Here is an 18,952-nt window from a genome sequence, read left to right as displayed (position 1 = left end):
TTGCTGTATTGCAATATTTAGGAGCCTAACGGGAGCAGACCCAGCACATTTAAGAAGACGATAATAATAATAACCGGAATCACATAACGAAGCATAAACACATAGGCAGCTAAGCTCTTGCGCCACCACAAAGGTTCTGTCTTCATCTCTTCGACTAATCTATCTTTTGGAAAACGGTAACCGACAAACAAGGCAATCAATAGAACTCCAATTGGCATTAATACATTCGTAACCAGATAGTCTGCCGCATCAAATAAAGACTTGCCAAACAACGTTACATCTCCTAATACGCCAAACGAAAGTGCAAATGGAACCCCAACAACAAAAATGATACAGCCGAATATCCAACTTAGTCTTTTACGATTGTGTACTTGGGGCTTTGCATATGCCGCAACCAAAATTTCGAGCATTGAGAATGCCGAAGTGAATGTAGCAAATAAAAACAAGGCAAGGAAGATCGCGATAAAGATCGAACCACCCATCATTTGCTCAAACACAGCCGGCAGCGTAACAAACAGCAAACCAGGCCCTTCCGCTGGCTTCATCCCCAGCGAGAACAGCGCAGGAAAGATTGCCAGACCCGCCATAAAGGAAGTAAGCACGTTTAATCCGACCACCGAAACGGCAGAACGTGTAAGTGACTCTTTCTTGTTCAAATAGGAACTGTAGGTCACCATTACGGATACCCCTACACTCAAGCAGAAGAACGATTGCCCTAGCGCATTCAGAATCGCCTTGCCCGTCATATGTTCAAAGTCAGGCATGAGGAAATAACGAATTCCTGCTTCCATGCCGGGCAATGTCAAGGATCTAACAATAAGCACCAAAAACAGGATGAACAAACCAGGCATTAATAGACGGCTTGCACGCTCAATCCCCTTCTTAACCCCTTGTCCAACCACAAGAATCGTAATAAGCATAAAGCCAAATTGGGCCAGTACAGCCAGCCACGGATCAGATACTGTGTCCGCAAACAGCTGGCTGTACGAATTGCCCGCATGCAGCAAACTGCCAAATATACTTCGTACAAAATACAACAAGATCCAGCCGCCAACTACGCTGTAATAGGATAACAGCAAAAAGCAGGTTCCCATGCCTAAATAGCCTACCCAATGCCACTTGGTTCCGGGTGCAAGCTTCCGATAAGCAGAGATCGCTTCTTTCCCTGTACTGCGTCCAATTACAAATTCCGCTATCAAGAGCGGCATCCCTATCAACAATGTAAACAGTATAAAGAGCAGGAAGAAAGCCCCGCCCCCGCTTGTTGCCACTGTATTTGGGAATTTCCATATTGCGCCAAGTCCGATTGCTGACCCGGCGGACGCCAGTATAAAGCCCAGTTTCGACGTCCATTGCTCCTTCGTTTCCAAGACAACTTCCTCCATTCATGCTGCCATAGCTCCCCTGATGGTTACGCATCTATTACAAAGGCAGCCACTTCATCCCGTTCAGAAACACAATTAATACGATAATTGGCAGCACAAACCGCAGCATAAACAAATATACACGCAAGCCTGTGCGCCATGCCGGAGCTATGCTTGACCACTCTGTCTGCAGACGCTCCTTCGGATAGCGATATCCGACAAAGACAGAGATTAACAGTACCCCAAGGGGCAGCATCACATTGGTAACGGCAAAGTCCGCCCATTCGAATACGGTCTTGCCCATGAAGGATAGTTCTTCCATGCCAAATGACAAAGCAGAAGGCACGCCGAGCAAGAAAATAATGGTCCCGAACAGCCAGCACATGTTGCGCCGACGCTTCGGTTCGCCATGTGCAAACGCAGCCACTACAATCTCAAGCAGCGAAAACGCTGAGGTTAGCGTTGCAAACAGGAACAACGCTAGAAAGATTGCGATAAACAGCGTGCCATACGGCAGCTTCTCGAACATTGCAGGCAGCGTAATAAACAACAGCCCCGGTCCGTCCGCGGGCTTCATACCTAAAGCAAACAACGCTGGAAAAATCGCGATGCCGGCCATTAAGGACGTCATCAAATTTAGCCCTACGACTGTCAGCGCCGGTTTGCCCAATGGGTCCTTTTTTCCTAAGTAGGAGCTATACGTTACCATGCAGGAACCCCCTACGCTTAAGCAGAAGAAAGATTGCCCCAACGCATACAGCACCGCTTCCGAGGTCATCCGGCTAAAGTCAGGCTTCAGAAAATAAGTAAGACCTGCTCCCATCCCTGGCAGCGTTAGGGATCTGATCATGAGAATGACAAATATAATGAATAGCCCTGGCATCATAATACGACTCGCCTTCTCGATGCCACCCTTTACACCTCTGGCAACGATTAGAATCGTAAGCAGCATAAAACCTGCCTGAGATAGCACAGCCATATACGGATCGCTGGTCGTCGTTTGGAACAGAACACCGTAATCCTCGCCATGATGCAGTAGTTGACCTGTCAGTGCTTTGATAAAATAAAGGACAATCCAGCCGCCTACTACACTGTAAAAGGATAACAAGATCGAACACGTTGCCATACCTAAGTAACCAATCCAGTGCCAACGACTCTTTGGCGCCAAGTCCTTATAGGCAGAAACTGCTTCTTTGCCTGTACTGCGACCGATAACAAACTCCGCAAGCAGCAGCGGAAGGCCGATGCCTAACGTAAATAATAGAAACACAAGAAAAAAAGCGCCGCCTCCGCTCGTTGCTACGACATTTGGAAATTTCCAAATTGCCCCCAGCCCGATAGCAGATCCTGCTGACGCTAATATAAATCCAATCTTCGAAGTCCATTGCTCATTTTTCATGCTGTCTCTGCCTCCGTCTAAGCTATGCTCTACTAGTCTAAGCTCTTGCCTCAAAAATATGTCCCATTATAACACAAGCGTCAAAAACGGGAGATGAGAAATGTTTACATTGCTTCATGTTTAGTAATGTTGCGTTATTAACGTACGATTGCAATCGCAAGACCGTCATAAGCTGGCAGCATCGTACTCATCAGACGCTCATCTTGAGCCATTCGTTCATTAAAATGGCGCATTGCCAGTACAGAGGGTCCTTGCTTGTCCAAGTTCAGCGTACGACCACGCAGCATCAGATTGTCTGCTGCAATAATAGCTCCGGGTCTTGCCAGTCGAATAGCGCACTCCAAATAATTCGGATAATTTTCTTTATCCGCATCAATAAAGAAGAAGTCAAACTTGCGTCCTTCTGCTTCCAGCGCTTCCAACGCATGTATAGCTTCGCCGATGCGATATTCCACGCGTTCGCCAACTCCCGCAGCCGTTAAGTTCTGCTGTGCGAGTGCCGCATATTCTTCCCGCAGCTCTAACGAGACAAGCTTGCCTGACGCTGCTATGCCTCGCAGTATACACAATCCGCTGTAACCACCCAGCGCGCCAATCTCAAGCGCGTGCTCTGCCCCAGACATCTTCGCCAGCATGGTCAGCAATCTTCCGTAACTTTCGGCTACTGATATCGCAGGCATCCCATTGTGTTCAATGGAACGCTGAATTCGAGTTAATTCGGCATCTTCAGCATATAATCCATCTAAATATGTCTCTACGTTATGCATGGTCATTTTTTTCACAACCTCCCTCAATTATGATATGATGGTTCCCATGTGAACACAAGTTAACATCTTATTAACAAATGCAAAAGCAACGCTGAATGAGAACGGAGTGAACATCAGGGATGAATCAACCTTGGTCTCTTATTGCAACGACCCCCATGGGTCTGGAAGCTATCGCCGCACGTGAATTGCGCGATCTAGGCTACGAGGACGTTCAAGTCGAGAACGGAAAAGTAAATTTTAAAGGCGGTCCAATCGATATATGCCGCACCAATCTGTGGCTGCGCACAGCAGACCGCATCTTGGTCAAGATGGCTGAATTCCCCGCCCATACGTTTGAAGATTTATTTCAAGGTACTAAAGCAGTAAATTGGCATGAATGGATTCCAGCAGACGGAGAGTTTCCTGTAGAGGGACGCTCACTTAAGTCGCAGCTGTCAAGTGTGCCTGCTTGCCAAGGAATCGTAAAGAAGGCGATTGTAGAACAGCTGAAAGAACATTACCATACGGAATGGTTTGAAGAAACGGGCGCTTATTACCGGATCGAAGTCATCCTCCATAATGATATTGCGACACTGGTGCTTGATACAACAGGCCCAAGCTTGCATAAGCGCGGTTATCGCAAGCTGATCGGCAAAGCTCCGCTCAAAGAAACGATGGCAGCAGCTCTTGTCTTGTTATCACGCTGGAACCCGTCTCGGCCGCTTTATGATCCGTGCTGCGGTTCAGGCACATTGCTGATCGAAGCCGCCATGATTGGCTGGAACGTTGCGCCTGGCTTGCGCCGCTCCTTCCCTTCCGAAGCATGGTCATGTATTCCGGAGGAAGATTGGGAGCAAGCCCGAGATGAAGCCTTTGACGCCGTCAAGGACGATATTGAGCTGCAGCTGTATGGCTCAGACATCGATCCGGAAGCGATTGAGCTGGCTCAAGCGGCGGCCAAGAGCGCAGGCTTTGGACAAGAAATTGAATTTAAGGTTGCACCGCTCGCCAAAGCAAGGCCTATGGGCGAGTACGGTGTTATGATTACCAACCCTCCTTATGGAGAACGACTGCTTGAGAAAGAAGAAGTCGAACGTTTGAACCGTCAGATGGGCTTTATGATGAAAACGTTGCCTACCTGGTCGATGTTTGTTATTACGCCAAGTCGTCAATTTGAGCATTATTTTGGTCGTCCTGCGGACAAGCGGCGCAAGCTGTTCAACGGGAATATCGAATGTCAATTTTATCAATATTTTGGACCATTACCACCACGCCGGCATCATGAAGAAGCTTAATGTGACGCTGCAGAAAGGATAGTAAGATGCAATCGATACCGAGCAGCCCTATTCATTCATCTGAATCAGGACGGAAATGGTCGAAGCTGCTGACCGTAAACGGGTTCACCTTTGTTCTTTTTTTGGCTGTTATGTGCTGGAAATGCTACTGGCTGAACAAGACGTTAAGCATTCCCAATATGGCGTTTGATTTAAGCGATTTTAGCGTAACGCTAGGCGCGCTGTTTGTCATCGGCGGTTGGACATGGTGGCTGCCCAAGCATTGGCGTCCCTTGACTTTGCTCATTCTGAATATACTGCTGACGATCCTTCTGTTCTCGGATCTCGTCTATTTCCGTTATTTTCAGGATTTTATTACAGTTCCTGTGCTCATGCAGGCTTTTCAGGTCAGTGCTTTGGGAGATAGTATCGTGTCCCTTATTTCTTGGAAAGACTATAAACTGTTCCTTGACTGGTTGATCTTCATTCCGCTAGTAATCTGGCAGACACGTGCCCTGAAACAAGCGCGCAGGCAGGCGCTATCTTCCACCTCTAACTACAATAGAGGTCCTCGTCGCGGGTGGGTTCGCCTGTTAAACGGCGTGCTTAGTCTGATCTTGGGAGCCGTATTATTATTTGTACCCATACAGCATGCCACGACGACCTGGGCTAAAGGTGTATTTTCCGGCAACTGGTGGAATGCATCACTCTATAACATCACAGGATTATACGGCTTCCATGGTTATGATATCTATCGCTATGCACGTGAAAATTGGTTCTCTTCCAATTCAATCAGTCCGGAAGATGAAGCGCTTGTCGGACAGTGGTTTAAAGAGCATGAGCCAATGCTTAGTGGACCTGCCTCCACTTTTGGCAAATACAAGGGCAAAAATATCATTATCGTGCAGGCTGAAGCCTTTGAAAATTTTGTCATTGGCAAGAGCTTTAATGGACAAGAGTTAACACCGAACTTAAATGCACTGCTGAAGGAAAGTATGTACTTTAACCGTTTCTTCCATCAGACGGGACAAGGACGTACATCTGACGCAGATTTTGGCGTTCAAACCAGCTTGCATCCGCTGCCGACAGGCTCCGTATTTATTCGTTATCCTAATCATACGTATGATGCGATGCCGCACATTCTGAAGGAAAACGGCTATACAACAGGCGCTTATCATGCTTATGACGCTGGATTCTGGAATCGATACATTGTGTATAATAATTTGGGCTATGACTTCTTTATGAGCCGCAAAGACTATACCGTTGACGAGCCGCTCGGCTGGTCCGTTGGGGACAAGTCGTTCTTCCGCCAATCGGTAGAACGGATGGCTAAGGAGAAACAGCCTTTCTACAGCTTTATGATCACGTTAACGAGCCACCATCCATATAAGCTGCCGACAAGCGTCCAGAAGCTCGATGTAGCACCTTACAAGGATACAATATTTGGCGACTACCTAGAAGCTGTTCATTATGTAGATGCAGCTATGGGCGAGTTCATTTCCGATCTAAAGAAAAATGGACTGTGGGACAACAGTATTTTGATGTTCTATGGAGACCATGACAATTCTATCCCTGATCGTGAGCCGCTTGAGAAGCTGCTTGGCCATCCTGTAAGCGACTTCCAAATGCTTGAAATGAAAAATCAGGTGCCACTGATCGTACACTTGCCTGGAGGAGCAGAGGCCGGAACGTATGATACTGTAACGGGTCAGCTTGATCTCTCGCCTACTGTTATGCACTGGCTGGGTATTACGCCTGCAGATAAGCATTATATGGGCAGTCATATTCAAGCTGCTGGCGAACACTTAATAGTGCTGCGCAACGGCTCCTATACAAACGGAACGATATACTATGTACCTTCGGCGGACGGCATATTTGAGAATGGCACCTGCTACAACTATGCAACGGGCGAGCCAGGAGACGTCGCTCCGTGCAAGCCTCTCCATGACGAGGCGATGAAGCGTCTCACCGTGTCCGATATTGTGATTACACAGGATTATATTGGACGCAGCAAGGCAGCCAAACCGTAACACGTTAACTACAGGTAGTTCAACGTCATTTCACAGCAGCACAGCAGCATATCGATAGCTTTTCCGTGGTTGAGCAGACGCTCAACCACTTTTTTTATATTCCGCTCCATCCTCGTCCATTTGCTTGTGATATCGACATCATATCCCCTTTCCATTGACGATGTCTAAGCGCTGCAATTGAACAGGCAAGCGCATCATGTAAGCATAATGTAAGCGGACTGTAAACGCATTGTAGGCAGCATCCATTTACACGAACTTAACTTGACCCTCTTACCCCCAAGACCTATATTTATTACAAATGTATATGATGTGAACAAATGTTAAGCGATTGAAGCAAGATCATCGAGGTGAAGACATGAAAGTATCGATTCTGGGGTACTGGGGAGGGTATCCCTTGGCCGGTGGTGCAACGTCTGGCTACTTGGTTACAACGGAAGAAGGGCATATTCTGCTGGACTGTGGCAGTGGAGTAATGAGCCGTTTGTCGCATCATGCGACAGTGGAACAGCTATCTGGCGTCATATTGTCTCATGTGCACCATGATCATATGGCAGATATCGGCGTGCTGCAATACGCCGCCTTAGGTGCTATTCGAAACAATCGAATGCAGCACAAATTGCGGCTGTTCGCTCCTGAACAACCAGCAGACATATTCGGAACACTGTCTGGGCCGCATACCGAAGTTACACAGATTGATTCAGCATTAAAAATTCGCCTGGCAGGCGCGGACATCGAATTCGCTCCCGTGGAGCACACGATTACTTGTTTTGCGGTCAAGATTACCTATAAAGGCAAGGTACTCGTCTACTCTGGAGACACTGCCTATTGTGAATCGCTGGTGAAGCTGGCGAAGGATGCAGATATTTTGCTCTGTGAAGCCACCGTGTGCGAAGGCAGCTCACATACAACGGGACAAGGCCATATGAATGCAGCGGAAGCAGCCACGATTGCCGAAAGAGCAGGCGTTAAGAAGCTTGTGCTTGTGCATTTGCCGAGTGATGGCAACCTGTTGCATATGAGGCAAACGGCAAGTGCCGTTTACCGAGGGCCGGTCTTGCTACCGGATGGTATAAGCAGCTACACGATTTGACATCACATGTGAAACGGAGAAAAGCGATGTATCAATTACTTGCACTGGACATGGATGGCACACTATTAAATCGAAACAAAGTCATCACCCCCTTCGTTCAACAAACTTTGCAAAGCCTCATCAGAAAGGGGGTGAATGTAACGATCGCTTCAGGGCGTTTTCCTGCTTCGGTCTGGCTTCATGGACAGCACATCGGCATGACTTGTCCATTGGTTGCATTTAACGGTGCTGTTATCCTGGATGCAAACACAGGTGAACTTAAACACGGGTATCCGATTGTACCCGCTGCCGCCCGGCGCATTGCCGAATTGGCGGAGCAGACAAGCACATATGTACATTTCTATGGCTATCAGGAACTTTTTGTCCGGGAAATAAATGCGATGAATGCGAGTTGGCCATTAGCTAATGTCGTCATCGATCCTCGGAAACCGCTCGCTTATGAACATTATCAGGAGCAAGCCGATAGGATTCAGGTAAAGGCTGTTGGAAGCCTGCTTAACTTTGTCCAAGCGAATGATGTTCCATTGTATAAGGCGACTATGATCAGCGATGACACGCAGCTGCTAGACGAATTATACAAAGAGCTTGGGGCACAGCAGGAGTTCGCGCTGACAAGAACCGGTCAAAGGCGCTTCGATATTAATGCCGCTGGGGTGAGCAAAAGGTCGGCCTTAGAAGTGGTGAGTCATACGCTCGGCCTTGCACCTTCTGCAGCTGTAGCAATCGGTGACTACGACAATGATATCGATATGCTCCAGTGGGCAGGACTCGGAATTGCTATGGCAAATGGCAGCGAGCTGGCCAAACAAGCTGCCAACGCGATCACGGCCAGCAACGAGGAAGACGGTGTTGCCAAGGCAGTAAACAGATACTTTCTGTCCTGTCAGCATGCCTAATCGGGATTACATCCCATATATCACTATCGTATATCTTTCTCGTGTCTCGTATACTATCCACTTATCATGATTGTCCGTATTTACAAAGCTAATCTTCCCTGTTAAGCGTCTATTGACAAATGCTCTTTATATTTAATAGGAAATTTCAGAATTGTATCTCTTATACACAAATACTATCCATAAATTAACGTAGGGAGAGAATCATCTTGTTAAAAAAAGGACTTGTTATGTTAAGTTTAACGGCTTTATTGATCTTCAGCGGCTGCAGCACGGGTGCACAACAGTCAACCTCCAAGTCTGAGGCCTCTTCCTCCGTATCAGGAAAGCTATCTTTCTATACATCCCAGCCAGAGGCGGATGTGACCAAGCTGATAGCCGCATTTAATCAAAAATATCCAGATGTCACGGTCGAAAGCTTTCGTTCTGGAACCGAGGAAGTAACGGCCAAAATACAGGCGGAGCAGCAGGCAGGCAAAGTCCAAGCTGATGTGCTTTTGCTAGCTGATGCGGTCACTTTCGAAGGACTGAAGAAGCAGGATCTGCTGTTAACGTATAAATCACCTGAATTGTCTAAAATCCCCGACAACCTTGTGGATAAAGACGGGATGTACGCGGGTACAAAAGTTATGGCAACGGTACTCGCTGTAAATACACAAAAGGTGAAAACTATACCAACCTCCTGGCAGGCACTGACAGCACCCGAAAGCAAGGATGCCGCTATTATGCCTAACCCGCTCTACTCAGGAGCCGCTGCATATAACGTAGGCGTATTAAGCCGCACGGATGGCTTCGGTTGGGACTACTTTAAAGGCTTAAAGTCCAACAGCACAACAGTAGTTAAAGGTAACGGTGCCGTACTGAACGCAGTATCCAGTGGAGAAAAATCTTACGGGATGGTGGTTGATTTCCTCGTAGCCCGTGAGAAAGCAAAAGGTTCCCCCGTGGAGTTGGTGTATCCAACAGAAGGCGTACCCGTTATTACGGAGCCGATTGGCATTCTAAAAAATACAACAAACGACACAGCGGCTAAAGCATTCGTCGATTTTGTCCTGTCTGAGGACGGTCAAAAGGTATCTGCCGAAATCGGGTACACACCGATTCGTGATGGTGTTGCTGCTCCAGCAGGATTAAAAGGGCTGGGCGAGTTCAACGTGTTATCTTCGGATATATCCACACTGACTGAGGCCCGTGACGCGGATAAGAAACAATTCACTGAGGTGTTTGGACAATAACAGACGGAGCGTATACATCATGATGGATTCGAAAAAAATTTATGCGGCTAAGGGAGAACACGGGGGTAAATGGTCTCTTCCCTCCCTGCCGGGGCTGCTTGCAAAACGAACGACTTTGTTGCTGCTGCTGATCTTATTGTTTTTATTCTTCGTACTGCCAATAGGCAAACTGGTTTATTTGAGTGTACAAGGTACTGAAGGATTCTCATTACAGCACTATACTGAAATGCTGCGTCAGGATCGACTGTGGAACACGTTGATTGATACTTTAATTATTGTTGTTGGCTCCTCCATCGTATCGATTGCCTTAGGTGTGACCGCTGCCTGGTTAATGGCTTATACCGACCTGAAACATAAAAAAGCACTGCATATGGCGATGCTGCTGTCCTTTATTTTGCCATCATACGTGCTTACACTGTCTTGGTCCTCCTTTATGGGCAGCCAAGGACTGGCAGCTCAGTTTCTGCGTCTATTTCATACCGATGCTACACCTTGGAGTATGTATAGCTATGGCGGCATTATTTTTGTAATGGGGATTCACCATTTCCCCCTCGTTTACTTGTTAACTGTGGATGTACTCAAAAAAATTCCACGTGATTTGGAATGGGCTACACGCGCCAGTGGAGCTGGCAGATGGAAAACGTTCTGTCTTGTCACTCTTCCTTTAGCATTGCCCGGACTGACTGCAGGAGGATTACTCGTCTTTCTGGCGTCGCTGGACAACTTCGGCATACCTGCTTTTCTTGGTATTCCAGCCCATATATCTGTCTTAAGCACACTGATATACGAGGAAATTATCGGGTTTGGTCCGTCAGCATTTGCCCGTGGAGCAGCTTTATCTGTCCTTTTGGGGATATTCGCTATTATAGGCACACTCCTGCAATGGCTTTCCGTCCGTAAAATTAGAGCTGTCGACACGGTTGTCATCGATCACAGTCCGCGCTATTCACTAGGCAAGCACCGGAGATGGGTTTCAGCTGGCATCTGGACGTTCTTAACTGCGATCACGATTGTTCCGTTACTATCCATGATCGCAATTTCATTAAAAAAAGCGTACGGATTGCCGTTCCAAGCGGCTAATCTAACATTATCTAATTATGAATTCATTTTGTTCGACAATCCAAAAGTATGGGAATCGATTCAGAACAGCCTCCTTCTTGCTGTGTCAACTACGATCATCTGTCTGCTTCTTGGATCGCTGCTTGCCTACGTTCGGGTAAGAAAGCCTTCTTGGATGACGAAGTCTGCAGAACTGGCGGTTGCACTCCCTTACACGCTGCCTGGCATCGTGTTCGGATTATGTATGATCTTGACCTGGATGGAACCGATTCCTGGCTGGAATCCCGGTATTTATGGCTCCATTCGTATATTATTTATTGCATATGTATGTCGATTTCTTATTCTACAAGTACGAGCCGGCATCACAGCATTTACTCAAATTGACGCTTCGATGGAAGAGGCAGCACATATTTTCGGGGCGGGTATGTGGCGTAAGTGGATTTCTATCCTGCTGCCTTTGCTGCTGCCAGCACTACTTAGCGGAGCATTCCTAGTATTTTTGACGGCACTGACGGAACTTACCGTGTCCGCACTGTTATGGTCAACAGGCTCACAAACAATCGGGGTTACCATCTTCAGCTTTGAGCAGGCCGGCAGCACGCTGTATTCTACCGCTTTGTCCAGCTTAATCGTGATCGTTATTGTTGCAGGTATGGCCATCTTGCATTTCATACAAAAGCTTCAATCCAAAAAAGGAGTTCAGCCACAATGAGTATTCAAATCGTCGAAGTCAGCAAGAGATTTGGGAATTTCCAAGCACTTAATACGTTGAATCTCAACATCGCCAACGGTGAGTTTGTTGCTATTCTGGGTCCTTCCGGCTGCGGAAAAACAACCCTGCTGCGTATGTTGGCGGGGTTCGAGCAGCCAACTACTGGAGAAATCCACATGAACCAGACGCTGGTTGCAAGCGCAAGCTTCAGTCTGCCTCCAGAAAAACGTCGAATCGGCATGGTGTTTCAGGCGTTCGCCTTATGGCCGCACATGAATGTTACAGAACACGTCCGCTTCCCGATTCGCCATCATAAGGAAACACCTGCCGCTATCCGGGAGAAAGAGCAAGAACGTATTACCAGTGTGCTGCAAATGGTTGGTTTGTCCCAACACAGTGCCCGTATGCCCCATGAATTGTCTGGCGGCCAGAAGCAGCGCGTAGCCATTGCAAGGGCGATTGCTGCCGAGCCGTCTCTGCTGTTGATGGACGAGCCGCTAAGCAGTCTGGATGCAATGCTTCGTATGGACATGCGCAAGGAGATACAGTCCATTCACCGTCAAACGGGAACAGCTATCGTATATGTGACACACGATCAGGGAGAAGCATTGGCCATGGCGGATCGCATTATCGTCATGAAGGACGGACAGATTGAACAGGTTGGAACTCCGCAGGATATTTATTTGCGTCCGCAGACGGAATTTGTCGCCCAATTTGTATCCAAGGCCAACCTTGTGCATGGAAGCTGGCACCACGATCAGTTTACACCACTGCATACGGATAGAATGATTCAATGGCATGGAAACCAGGTTGCAGATTACTTCAAGACGTGCGGATTGTATCCCGTCCGACCAGATCAATTCCATCTGAATGCTTCTCATGTACCAGGGATTCTAGGAGAGGTGACCAATGTGCAGTTTCAAGGAAAAGAATTTCATTATCATATCCAGACCGAGGACGGCTTGTGGGAAATTTTCTCCCCCCAGCAATTTCAACTGCATACGACAGTATCGCTCAACTTATTATTAGACGAACTCACATAACAAGCTTTAACTACAATCGCATCAAGGGGTGTGTACATGACAACGACAAAACGTATGATTTTTTTTGATATTGATGGAACGCTGCTTGATCATCACAAACAATTGCCCGCTTCCGCCAAGGAAGCTGTCCTTGCCTTGAAAGATGCTGGACATGAAGTCGCCTTTGCTACTGGCCGCTCTCCCTTTATGCTGAAAGCATTACAAGATGAGCTCGACATTCACTCCTTTGTTTGTTTCAACGGCCAATACGTGATGCTGGATAACAAAGTAATCTATCAGCATCCTATTCCGTCGGATGTGCTGCGCTCCTTATCAGCGCATACCTTGCAGACCGGTCATCCACTTGTATACTTGGATCATGAAGCGATGCGAAGCAGCACCCCTTTCCACGCTCGTATCGAAGCAGGAATCGGTTCATTGCAATACAAGCATCCTGCATATGATCCAGAATACTATAAGGAACGCCATATTTATCAGTCGATGCTATTTTGTACCGAAGAAGAGGAATTAGAGTACAGGCAGCGTTTTCCGCAGCTGGAGTTTGTCCGTTGGCATCCGGCTGCTATGGATGTACTGCCGTCTGGCGGTTCAAAGGCTCAGGGGATCAAACGATATATTGAACACCTCGGCTTTGCCAAGGAGGATGTGTATGCCTTCGGCGACAATTTAAATGACTTGGAAATGTTTTGTTATGTTGGACACAGTGTAGCTATGGGCAATTCGCCTGATTCCGTAAAGGATGCAGCTCGTTACATTACAAAAGACGTAAGCCAAGATGGGATTGCCCACGGATTAAAGCTTGTAGGCTTGCTGCAATAATGACATAAAACAAGCAAACCCCCTATGAACGAACCTTTACTTCGAACAAAGGTATGACGATCATAGGGCTTTTAGATGTTAGAAGTTCTCCTCGCATAGCAGTGGTCACCGTGTCTCCTTCAAGCGGCCAACAAGCTCTGCTGCCGTCAATTCGTCGGTAATGAGCACATGTACATACTTCCCTTTCAGAGCAGCCAATATACTGTCGACTTTATGTATCCCCATTGCAATGCCTATGACCAGACTTACCGCTCTTAACTGCTCCAACTCCATACCAATGACCTTATTATGGATCGGATGAGCACAAAGATGACCTTCTTGGTTAATAAAGCGGGAATTAATATCGGCTACTGCATTTAACGACTTCAACTCCTGCAGCACCTCTTGATTCAAATAGCCGATCTGTTCCATCGTTGAACAAGCAAATGGATTGCCGATACCGACCAAAGCTATGTCGATTTGTTGACCTTCTTCCAGCACAGCAGCAATATGGGGAAGCTCGATGAGTTTATTTCGGAGGTCTTCTGTTTCTACGACGGCAGGCGCGTAGAGTGATTCACATTTGCCGCCCAGTTTTTTGGACAGCTCATACGCAATTTGGTTGGCATGAATCTCTGTATTATCATTCCCCATTCCTCCAACCAGTGGGACAACCTTTAGCCCCTCCCTTTTCTCAAAAGGAAACTCCTTCACAATATGGTACAGCGTCGTCCCCCACGATACTCCGATACGATCGACTTGTTTCATCGTTCGTAATACAAAGTTAGCCGCTGCCTTGCCTACTGTGCTGTATACTAGGTCTTGATTCAGATCTCTTGTTGGCACAACCAGCACCTGCTTCAGATCAAACGCTGTCTCGATTTCATTTTCCAAATCACTAGTTTCGAGCGTATCATCGTGAATGAGAATTTCAACAATCGCCTCATCACGTGCCTTTTGCAGCAGCTTGGAGACAGCAGGTCTCGATATTCCGAATTTTACAGCTATTTTCTCTTGAGTCATCGATTCGAAGTAATACAGCTTGCATATTTTCACGATCAATTTTCGTTCATCTGCATTTAACATGAACATCCGCCTAACATTTGTTCTTATTCCATACATTTGTAATAAATATATGTTGCATATAGATGAAGGTCAAGTTAAGAAATCGTAAAACTGTTGGTGCGCGGAAATGCTTACACCAGCAGCAGAATAACCACTCAACCCGCGTAACATTATGAGATGGAGACATAAATGATCACCCTTCCGTTGCATGAAAAATATCCCCTTTGGATCAACAGTGTCGAATTCATGCCGCTATGAACTCAATTCTTCACTGTATACCTTAAGGGGATATTCCTACGGATAAACCACCGTCTCATCTGAATTACTTATGATTCTTCCACTGCTCGCTCTCAAGCAATGATTGCAGTCGTCCATGCTCTTCTCCAAGCAATTCCTCCGCGAATTCTACCGCCTGCTGATTCACACTATCTCCCGCTTGAGTCACAGCACGATCTGCCCGCTCTAAAGCATGCTCAGCCTGAACTACAGACTGATCAGACGGATGTGACATTGCTTGCGATATGGCGTGGTGTGCTGTCTCCACTGCATTTTGCGCCTGAGAAATTGGATTCTGCGACTGTAAGCTTGAATCGTACTTCGACATCGTCCTTTACCTCCTCGGTATAAACAGCTGCTCAAGATATAAGCTGTTCAACATCCTTGTTAGGATGCGATGCCGATACTGCAATTATGCATCCGTTCCCTCTATTTGATAAATGGCTTCGCTTTCTCGATCGCCTCATCTTCCGTTGGCGCTGTAATATAACGGCCATTCACATAAATAAACACACGCTTCGTGCAGTGACCGCAGTAGGACTTGCAGCCAATCTTAATCTCTGCTTCAGGGTCTAGCTTTTTCACTTTTGGAAGAAAGGATTTCATCTTAATATGGCGGCATTTATCACAAATACGTATATCGTTACTCATCTTATGTCACTCCGATTTATCCCCATTATGTTCAACCTTACGAGCAATACTATTGTAAGGGAACTCTAAAGGTTAAGCAACCATATCCCTCACTTTCACCTGCCAGGGCTGGCATTTGGAGGCTCATATTTCTTGGCTTGCTTAGAAAACCAAGGGATCAGCACCATCGTAAACACAATGTCATCAATCGGCATAAATGGCATCAAGTCGGGCATAATCCAGTACAAGAACACAGCTCCTACAAAGAAAAACTTAAGCTTAAACGGTACATAACGTGAGCCAAGCAGTGCAGGGGCAGAACGGAATAGAAACCATAGTCTACCCCACGTACGCTTAGGTGGCCGCGATGATGACGGTTGGTTAAGTCGATTTGCTGACATGACACACACCTCCTTATGCTCTTAGCATAGTGTATGCCATTTCATTTGTCACATACAGCTAATAGATCCCTGGACTTCTACGCGTGAACCTACCTTACGGGCAAATTTTCACCCTAATAACTCAGACTCTTTGCCTGCGGAAACCCTCGATTCTTGAGCGGGCATTCCGTTTAGTGCTGCCCGCATAATGGAGCTTACTTCAACATATAACCTTTCAAATTGATTTAATGGCAGCGGATTAACGCCCATACCAATCTCCACTGTAAAACCAGGCTTACGGAAAGTCTGAATAAACCAATCCTTAAAACCGGCATCACTGCCGGACAGCTTCACTGCACGATATCCGCTGGCCAATTCAAATGTTCTAGCCCACGCCTCTGAAACATCAGGCTCAAAGTCCCGATAGTTCCAATAGATTTCTTGACCCTGCGAGTGAAACGATAACGCAAGCTCAAATGGCTCCCGCAGCGTAAATTGAGCAAGCGCCTCCGCCTCCGGTTCACAAAGTGGTGAGTCCCCGCTGTAATTCATGGGCGATGGTCCATCTACTTGCCTCCGCTCTTTTTCCTCGTCCCAATACGCTGGAAATTGATCATTTAGATCAACCCCCCTAATGTTCGCTTTCCATAGCGAATATTGTTTACCATAGACGTTCCAATCGGCCAGTTGTGTACCATAAGGGTGCTGATATGTAACCCCCTCCTGAACAAGCTCCACTCCGTCTGGATTAACCATCGGTACAACCCATAGTGCCGTTCTATTGTATGCACCATGCGGATCCCATCCTTGCCATAAGGCACACCTCTCATAATGCATTGCGTAATCCTCTACAAATTGCATCAGCAGTGCTGAGGTTATCCATTCATTAGCATGCACCGCTCCATTGGCCTGCACACGAAAGGGTCCTGTACCTATACCTAAAGCAAAGATTGGCTTTCCCATTACGCTCGTCCCAATCTGTTCACTTGCTATAAAAGGATAACGCTGCAGCAATCGTTGTATATCATCAGCCAATTGATTCGGTCCATATTCCGCTTGTGTGCGAACGTCTCGCTCATCTGTCCAGTACGGTATAACGATGCTTTGCCCCCCATTCAATCTGCGGGGATTCACGGTTGGATTCGCATTGGCCAGCCATTGTGCGGGGACTCGAAAGCGAGACGCAATCTCATAGAAGCTTTCTTCTTGCTGTACCACGTAAATGTTGGTTGGCCGCTGTGGAATGTAAATGAGTTGACCCGGAATAGCGTACTCTTCCACTCGAATATGTGGATTTATGGCCAATAAAGCTGGAAGGTGGATACCGTAACGCAAGCAAATGCGCAGGTAGGTATCCCCTCTTTGAATCGTATACGGTATAGCCCCATTACTCACATTGCTCTCTCCTCTCCTTATATGCATCCTTTTACAACTATTTATATGCAGCAATTCTCAGCATCAATACCCGATGAACAGCGCCTCTTTCTATCACTCTAGTATTATGGTCCAAGTAGAAGCTGCGCCTGATTCATATAGTGGTGATAGAGAAATTCAGCTACAAGAAGGAGGAGATTCCAACAATGTTTGTTTACGAATACGGTCCTCATGATAATCGACCAAACAACGGTGTTGCTTCCGTCGATGTAACCTTAACCAACCTGTCCAACTTGACGGTGACCTGTGTAGTCCGCTTTTATGCATTTAACAACACTGCTGGAGCACAAACACCTTCCATTTATGGTTCACAAATCATAACGTTAAGCCCATTTGGAAATGGAGCCTCCACTTATTTAATTAAAAACGTGCCAACTGCTACCGCCTTTTTTGGTGTAAAAGTCAGCGCCAATAATAATGAAGCTGAGCTGCTACGTAGCGTAATTACCTTTAACAATGCCCTTAGTCAGCCAGTTGGCTCCATTCCGATCCCACTCATCAGCTCCATGCCAAAATACGCCTACATCGTAAATAGCGGAGATGACACGCTGCTAGTCATTGATCAAGTAACTAAACAACAAGTAGGCGGCCTGATTCAGCTGCCCCTCAGCTCGATGCCTGTCGATGTAGCACTGCCTTATTTCAGCATTTATGCATTTACAGCCAACAGCAATAGTTTAAATGATTCCCTCATCTTAACGGATACACGCCAACTAGGTTTGCTGCCGATTGGGAAGGAAAGCATTGCGATCGACACGGATGAGCCGTATGCGATCCGCGTTTTTGCGTTAAACAACGATTCGCCCAACAGCTATGTAACTGTATTTGACATCACAACCAATACGCAGCGTCCAGGTTCCCCTATTACGGTGGGAGATAATGCTGTAGCTCTGCAATTTGTTCCGTCCACCGAAAGACTATACGTCGCCAATAAAGATGATGGCACGATCTCCGTCATTAATACGATTACAAATACGGTGATCACTACCATTCCACTGCTGCCTGGAGTTCCAAATGCAAGTGCGCCTGTCCACCTTGCTGCAAGCTCTAATGGCAAGTACATCTATGTCGCAGCGCAAGGATTGCCAGGAGAAATTCAGGTCATTGACGGTTTTACCAATACGATGCTGACGCCTATCCCTTTACTTGGTATTCCTTCTGCTTCCGGATTAATCCCTTATCGAATTGCCCTGTCTCCCGATGATGCCGCATTGTATGTAGCCTCAGCTAACAGTTCGGATCTGGTGAGCCTGAATGTGCACAGTCCTGCAAAGCCTGCCCTTTATCGTAATGTGACAATGACAGGGGGACCCCCGGAAGCTCTTGCAGTCACTCCTGACGGCAGTGAAGTATATATTGTGAACAACTGGTCCTCTGGCAGTACGGTAAGTATACTGGATCGCTCCACCAATTCACTGCTGCCGGTGCCTATTCCAACTGGCTTCCAGCCAAAAAGCATTTCTTTTTCCAACTTCATATGGTAAATCAGGGCAGCTTCATTCGAACGGCTTGAATATGATAGAA

At 46.9% G+C, this 18,952-nt stretch carries 17 protein-coding genes; 9 read left to right on the top strand and 8 right to left on the bottom strand.

From position 1 onward, the window contains the following. Positions 1-17 precede the first annotated feature (17 nt). From QP775_RS16500 to QP775_RS16490, 3 genes are all read right to left on the bottom strand, one after another. Positions 18-1,370 carry a sodium-dependent transporter gene (locus tag QP775_RS16500; RefSeq protein WP_239326547.1) on the bottom strand — a complete coding sequence of 451 codons (1,353 nt, stop codon included), beginning with the start codon at positions 1,368-1,370 and terminating at the stop codon, positions 18-20. Between the two features lie 52 nt (positions 1,371-1,422). Then, a complete protein-coding gene (locus QP775_RS16495; protein WP_239326545.1) occupies positions 1,423-2,763 on the bottom strand; it encodes a sodium-dependent transporter in 1,341 nt (446 codons plus the stop codon). A gap of 137 nt (positions 2,764-2,900) precedes the next feature. After that, positions 2,901-3,536 carry an O-methyltransferase gene (locus QP775_RS16490; protein ID WP_239326543.1) on the bottom strand — a complete coding sequence of 212 codons (636 nt, stop codon included), beginning with the start codon at positions 3,534-3,536 and terminating at the stop codon, positions 2,901-2,903. Positions 3,537-3,649: 113 nt separating this feature from the next. On the opposite strand from QP775_RS16490, the gene QP775_RS16485 reads away from it, so the two are divergent. From QP775_RS16485 to QP775_RS16450, 8 genes are all read left to right on the top strand, one after another. Next, positions 3,650-4,804, top strand: coding sequence for a THUMP domain-containing class I SAM-dependent RNA methyltransferase (locus tag QP775_RS16485; RefSeq protein ID WP_239326541.1), 1,155 nt, complete (start codon positions 3,650-3,652; stop codon positions 4,802-4,804). 26 nt (positions 4,805-4,830) lie between these two features. Further along, positions 4,831-6,813, top strand: a complete 1,983-nt coding sequence (locus QP775_RS16480) for an LTA synthase family protein (protein ID WP_285107643.1) — start codon at positions 4,831-4,833, stop codon at positions 6,811-6,813. Between the two features lie 328 nt (positions 6,814-7,141). Continuing rightward, positions 7,142-7,903: an MBL fold metallo-hydrolase gene (locus tag QP775_RS16475; RefSeq protein WP_285107641.1), complete on the top strand. Its 762-nt coding sequence runs from the start codon at positions 7,142-7,144 to the stop codon at positions 7,901-7,903. An 8-nt stretch (positions 7,904-7,911) separates the two neighbouring features. After that, the gene (locus QP775_RS16470) at positions 7,912-8,799 is read left to right on the top strand and encodes a Cof-type HAD-IIB family hydrolase (RefSeq protein WP_285107639.1); all 888 of its coding nucleotides are present in this window, start codon (positions 7,912-7,914) and stop codon (positions 8,797-8,799) included. Positions 8,800-9,026: 227 nt separating this feature from the next. Further along, a complete protein-coding gene (locus tag QP775_RS16465) occupies positions 9,027-10,031 on the top strand; it encodes an ABC transporter substrate-binding protein (protein ID WP_483312024.1) in 1,005 nt (334 codons plus the stop codon). 19 nt (positions 10,032-10,050) lie between these two features. Next, positions 10,051-11,802, top strand: a complete 1,752-nt coding sequence (locus QP775_RS16460) for an ABC transporter permease (protein ID WP_285107637.1) — start codon at positions 10,051-10,053, stop codon at positions 11,800-11,802. Continuing rightward, a complete protein-coding gene (locus QP775_RS16455) occupies positions 11,799-12,845 on the top strand; it encodes an ABC transporter ATP-binding protein (protein ID WP_285107634.1) in 1,047 nt (348 codons plus the stop codon). The genes QP775_RS16460 and QP775_RS16455 overlap by 4 nt, the downstream gene beginning before the upstream one ends. 36 nt (positions 12,846-12,881) lie before the next feature. Then, positions 12,882-13,664 (top strand): Cof-type HAD-IIB family hydrolase, encoded by a 783-nt coding sequence (locus QP775_RS16450; protein ID WP_285107632.1) that lies wholly within the window; start codon positions 12,882-12,884, stop codon positions 13,662-13,664. Positions 13,665-13,769: 105 nt separating this feature from the next. Here the strand turns inward: QP775_RS16450 and QP775_RS16445 are convergent, their stop codons facing one another. From QP775_RS16445 to QP775_RS16425, 5 genes are all read right to left on the bottom strand, one after another. Then, positions 13,770-14,729 carry a sugar-binding transcriptional regulator gene (locus QP775_RS16445; protein ID WP_239326527.1) on the bottom strand — a complete coding sequence of 320 codons (960 nt, stop codon included), beginning with the start codon at positions 14,727-14,729 and terminating at the stop codon, positions 13,770-13,772. 301 nt (positions 14,730-15,030) lie between these two features. Then, positions 15,031-15,312, bottom strand: a complete 282-nt coding sequence (locus QP775_RS16440; RefSeq protein ID WP_239326525.1) for a hypothetical protein — start codon at positions 15,310-15,312, stop codon at positions 15,031-15,033. Between the two features lie 101 nt (positions 15,313-15,413). Beyond that, the gene (locus QP775_RS16435) at positions 15,414-15,635 is read right to left on the bottom strand and encodes a YuzB family protein (RefSeq protein WP_028546298.1); all 222 of its coding nucleotides are present in this window, start codon (positions 15,633-15,635) and stop codon (positions 15,414-15,416) included. A 95-nt stretch (positions 15,636-15,730) separates the two neighbouring features. Next, entirely contained in the window at positions 15,731-16,015 is a 285-nt protein-coding gene (locus tag QP775_RS16430; RefSeq protein WP_285107629.1) for a hypothetical protein, read from the bottom strand. Positions 16,016-16,123: 108 nt separating this feature from the next. Continuing rightward, positions 16,124-17,389 (bottom strand): M14 family metallopeptidase, encoded by a 1,266-nt coding sequence (locus QP775_RS16425; RefSeq protein ID WP_239326521.1) that lies wholly within the window; start codon positions 17,387-17,389, stop codon positions 16,124-16,126. Between the two features lie 185 nt (positions 17,390-17,574). On the opposite strand from QP775_RS16425, the gene QP775_RS16420 reads away from it, so the two are divergent. Next, positions 17,575-18,912 carry a YncE family protein gene (locus QP775_RS16420; protein WP_285107626.1) on the top strand — a complete coding sequence of 446 codons (1,338 nt, stop codon included), beginning with the start codon at positions 17,575-17,577 and terminating at the stop codon, positions 18,910-18,912. Positions 18,913-18,952: the final 40 nt, after the last annotated feature.

The organism is Paenibacillus sp. UMB4589-SE434, assembly GCF_030226685.1.
Classification (GTDB): domain Bacteria; phylum Bacillota; class Bacilli; order Paenibacillales; family Paenibacillaceae; genus Paenibacillus_B.
The sequence above is the reverse complement of the archived record's forward strand: the minus strand, read 5'-3'. Positions and strand labels throughout refer to the sequence as shown.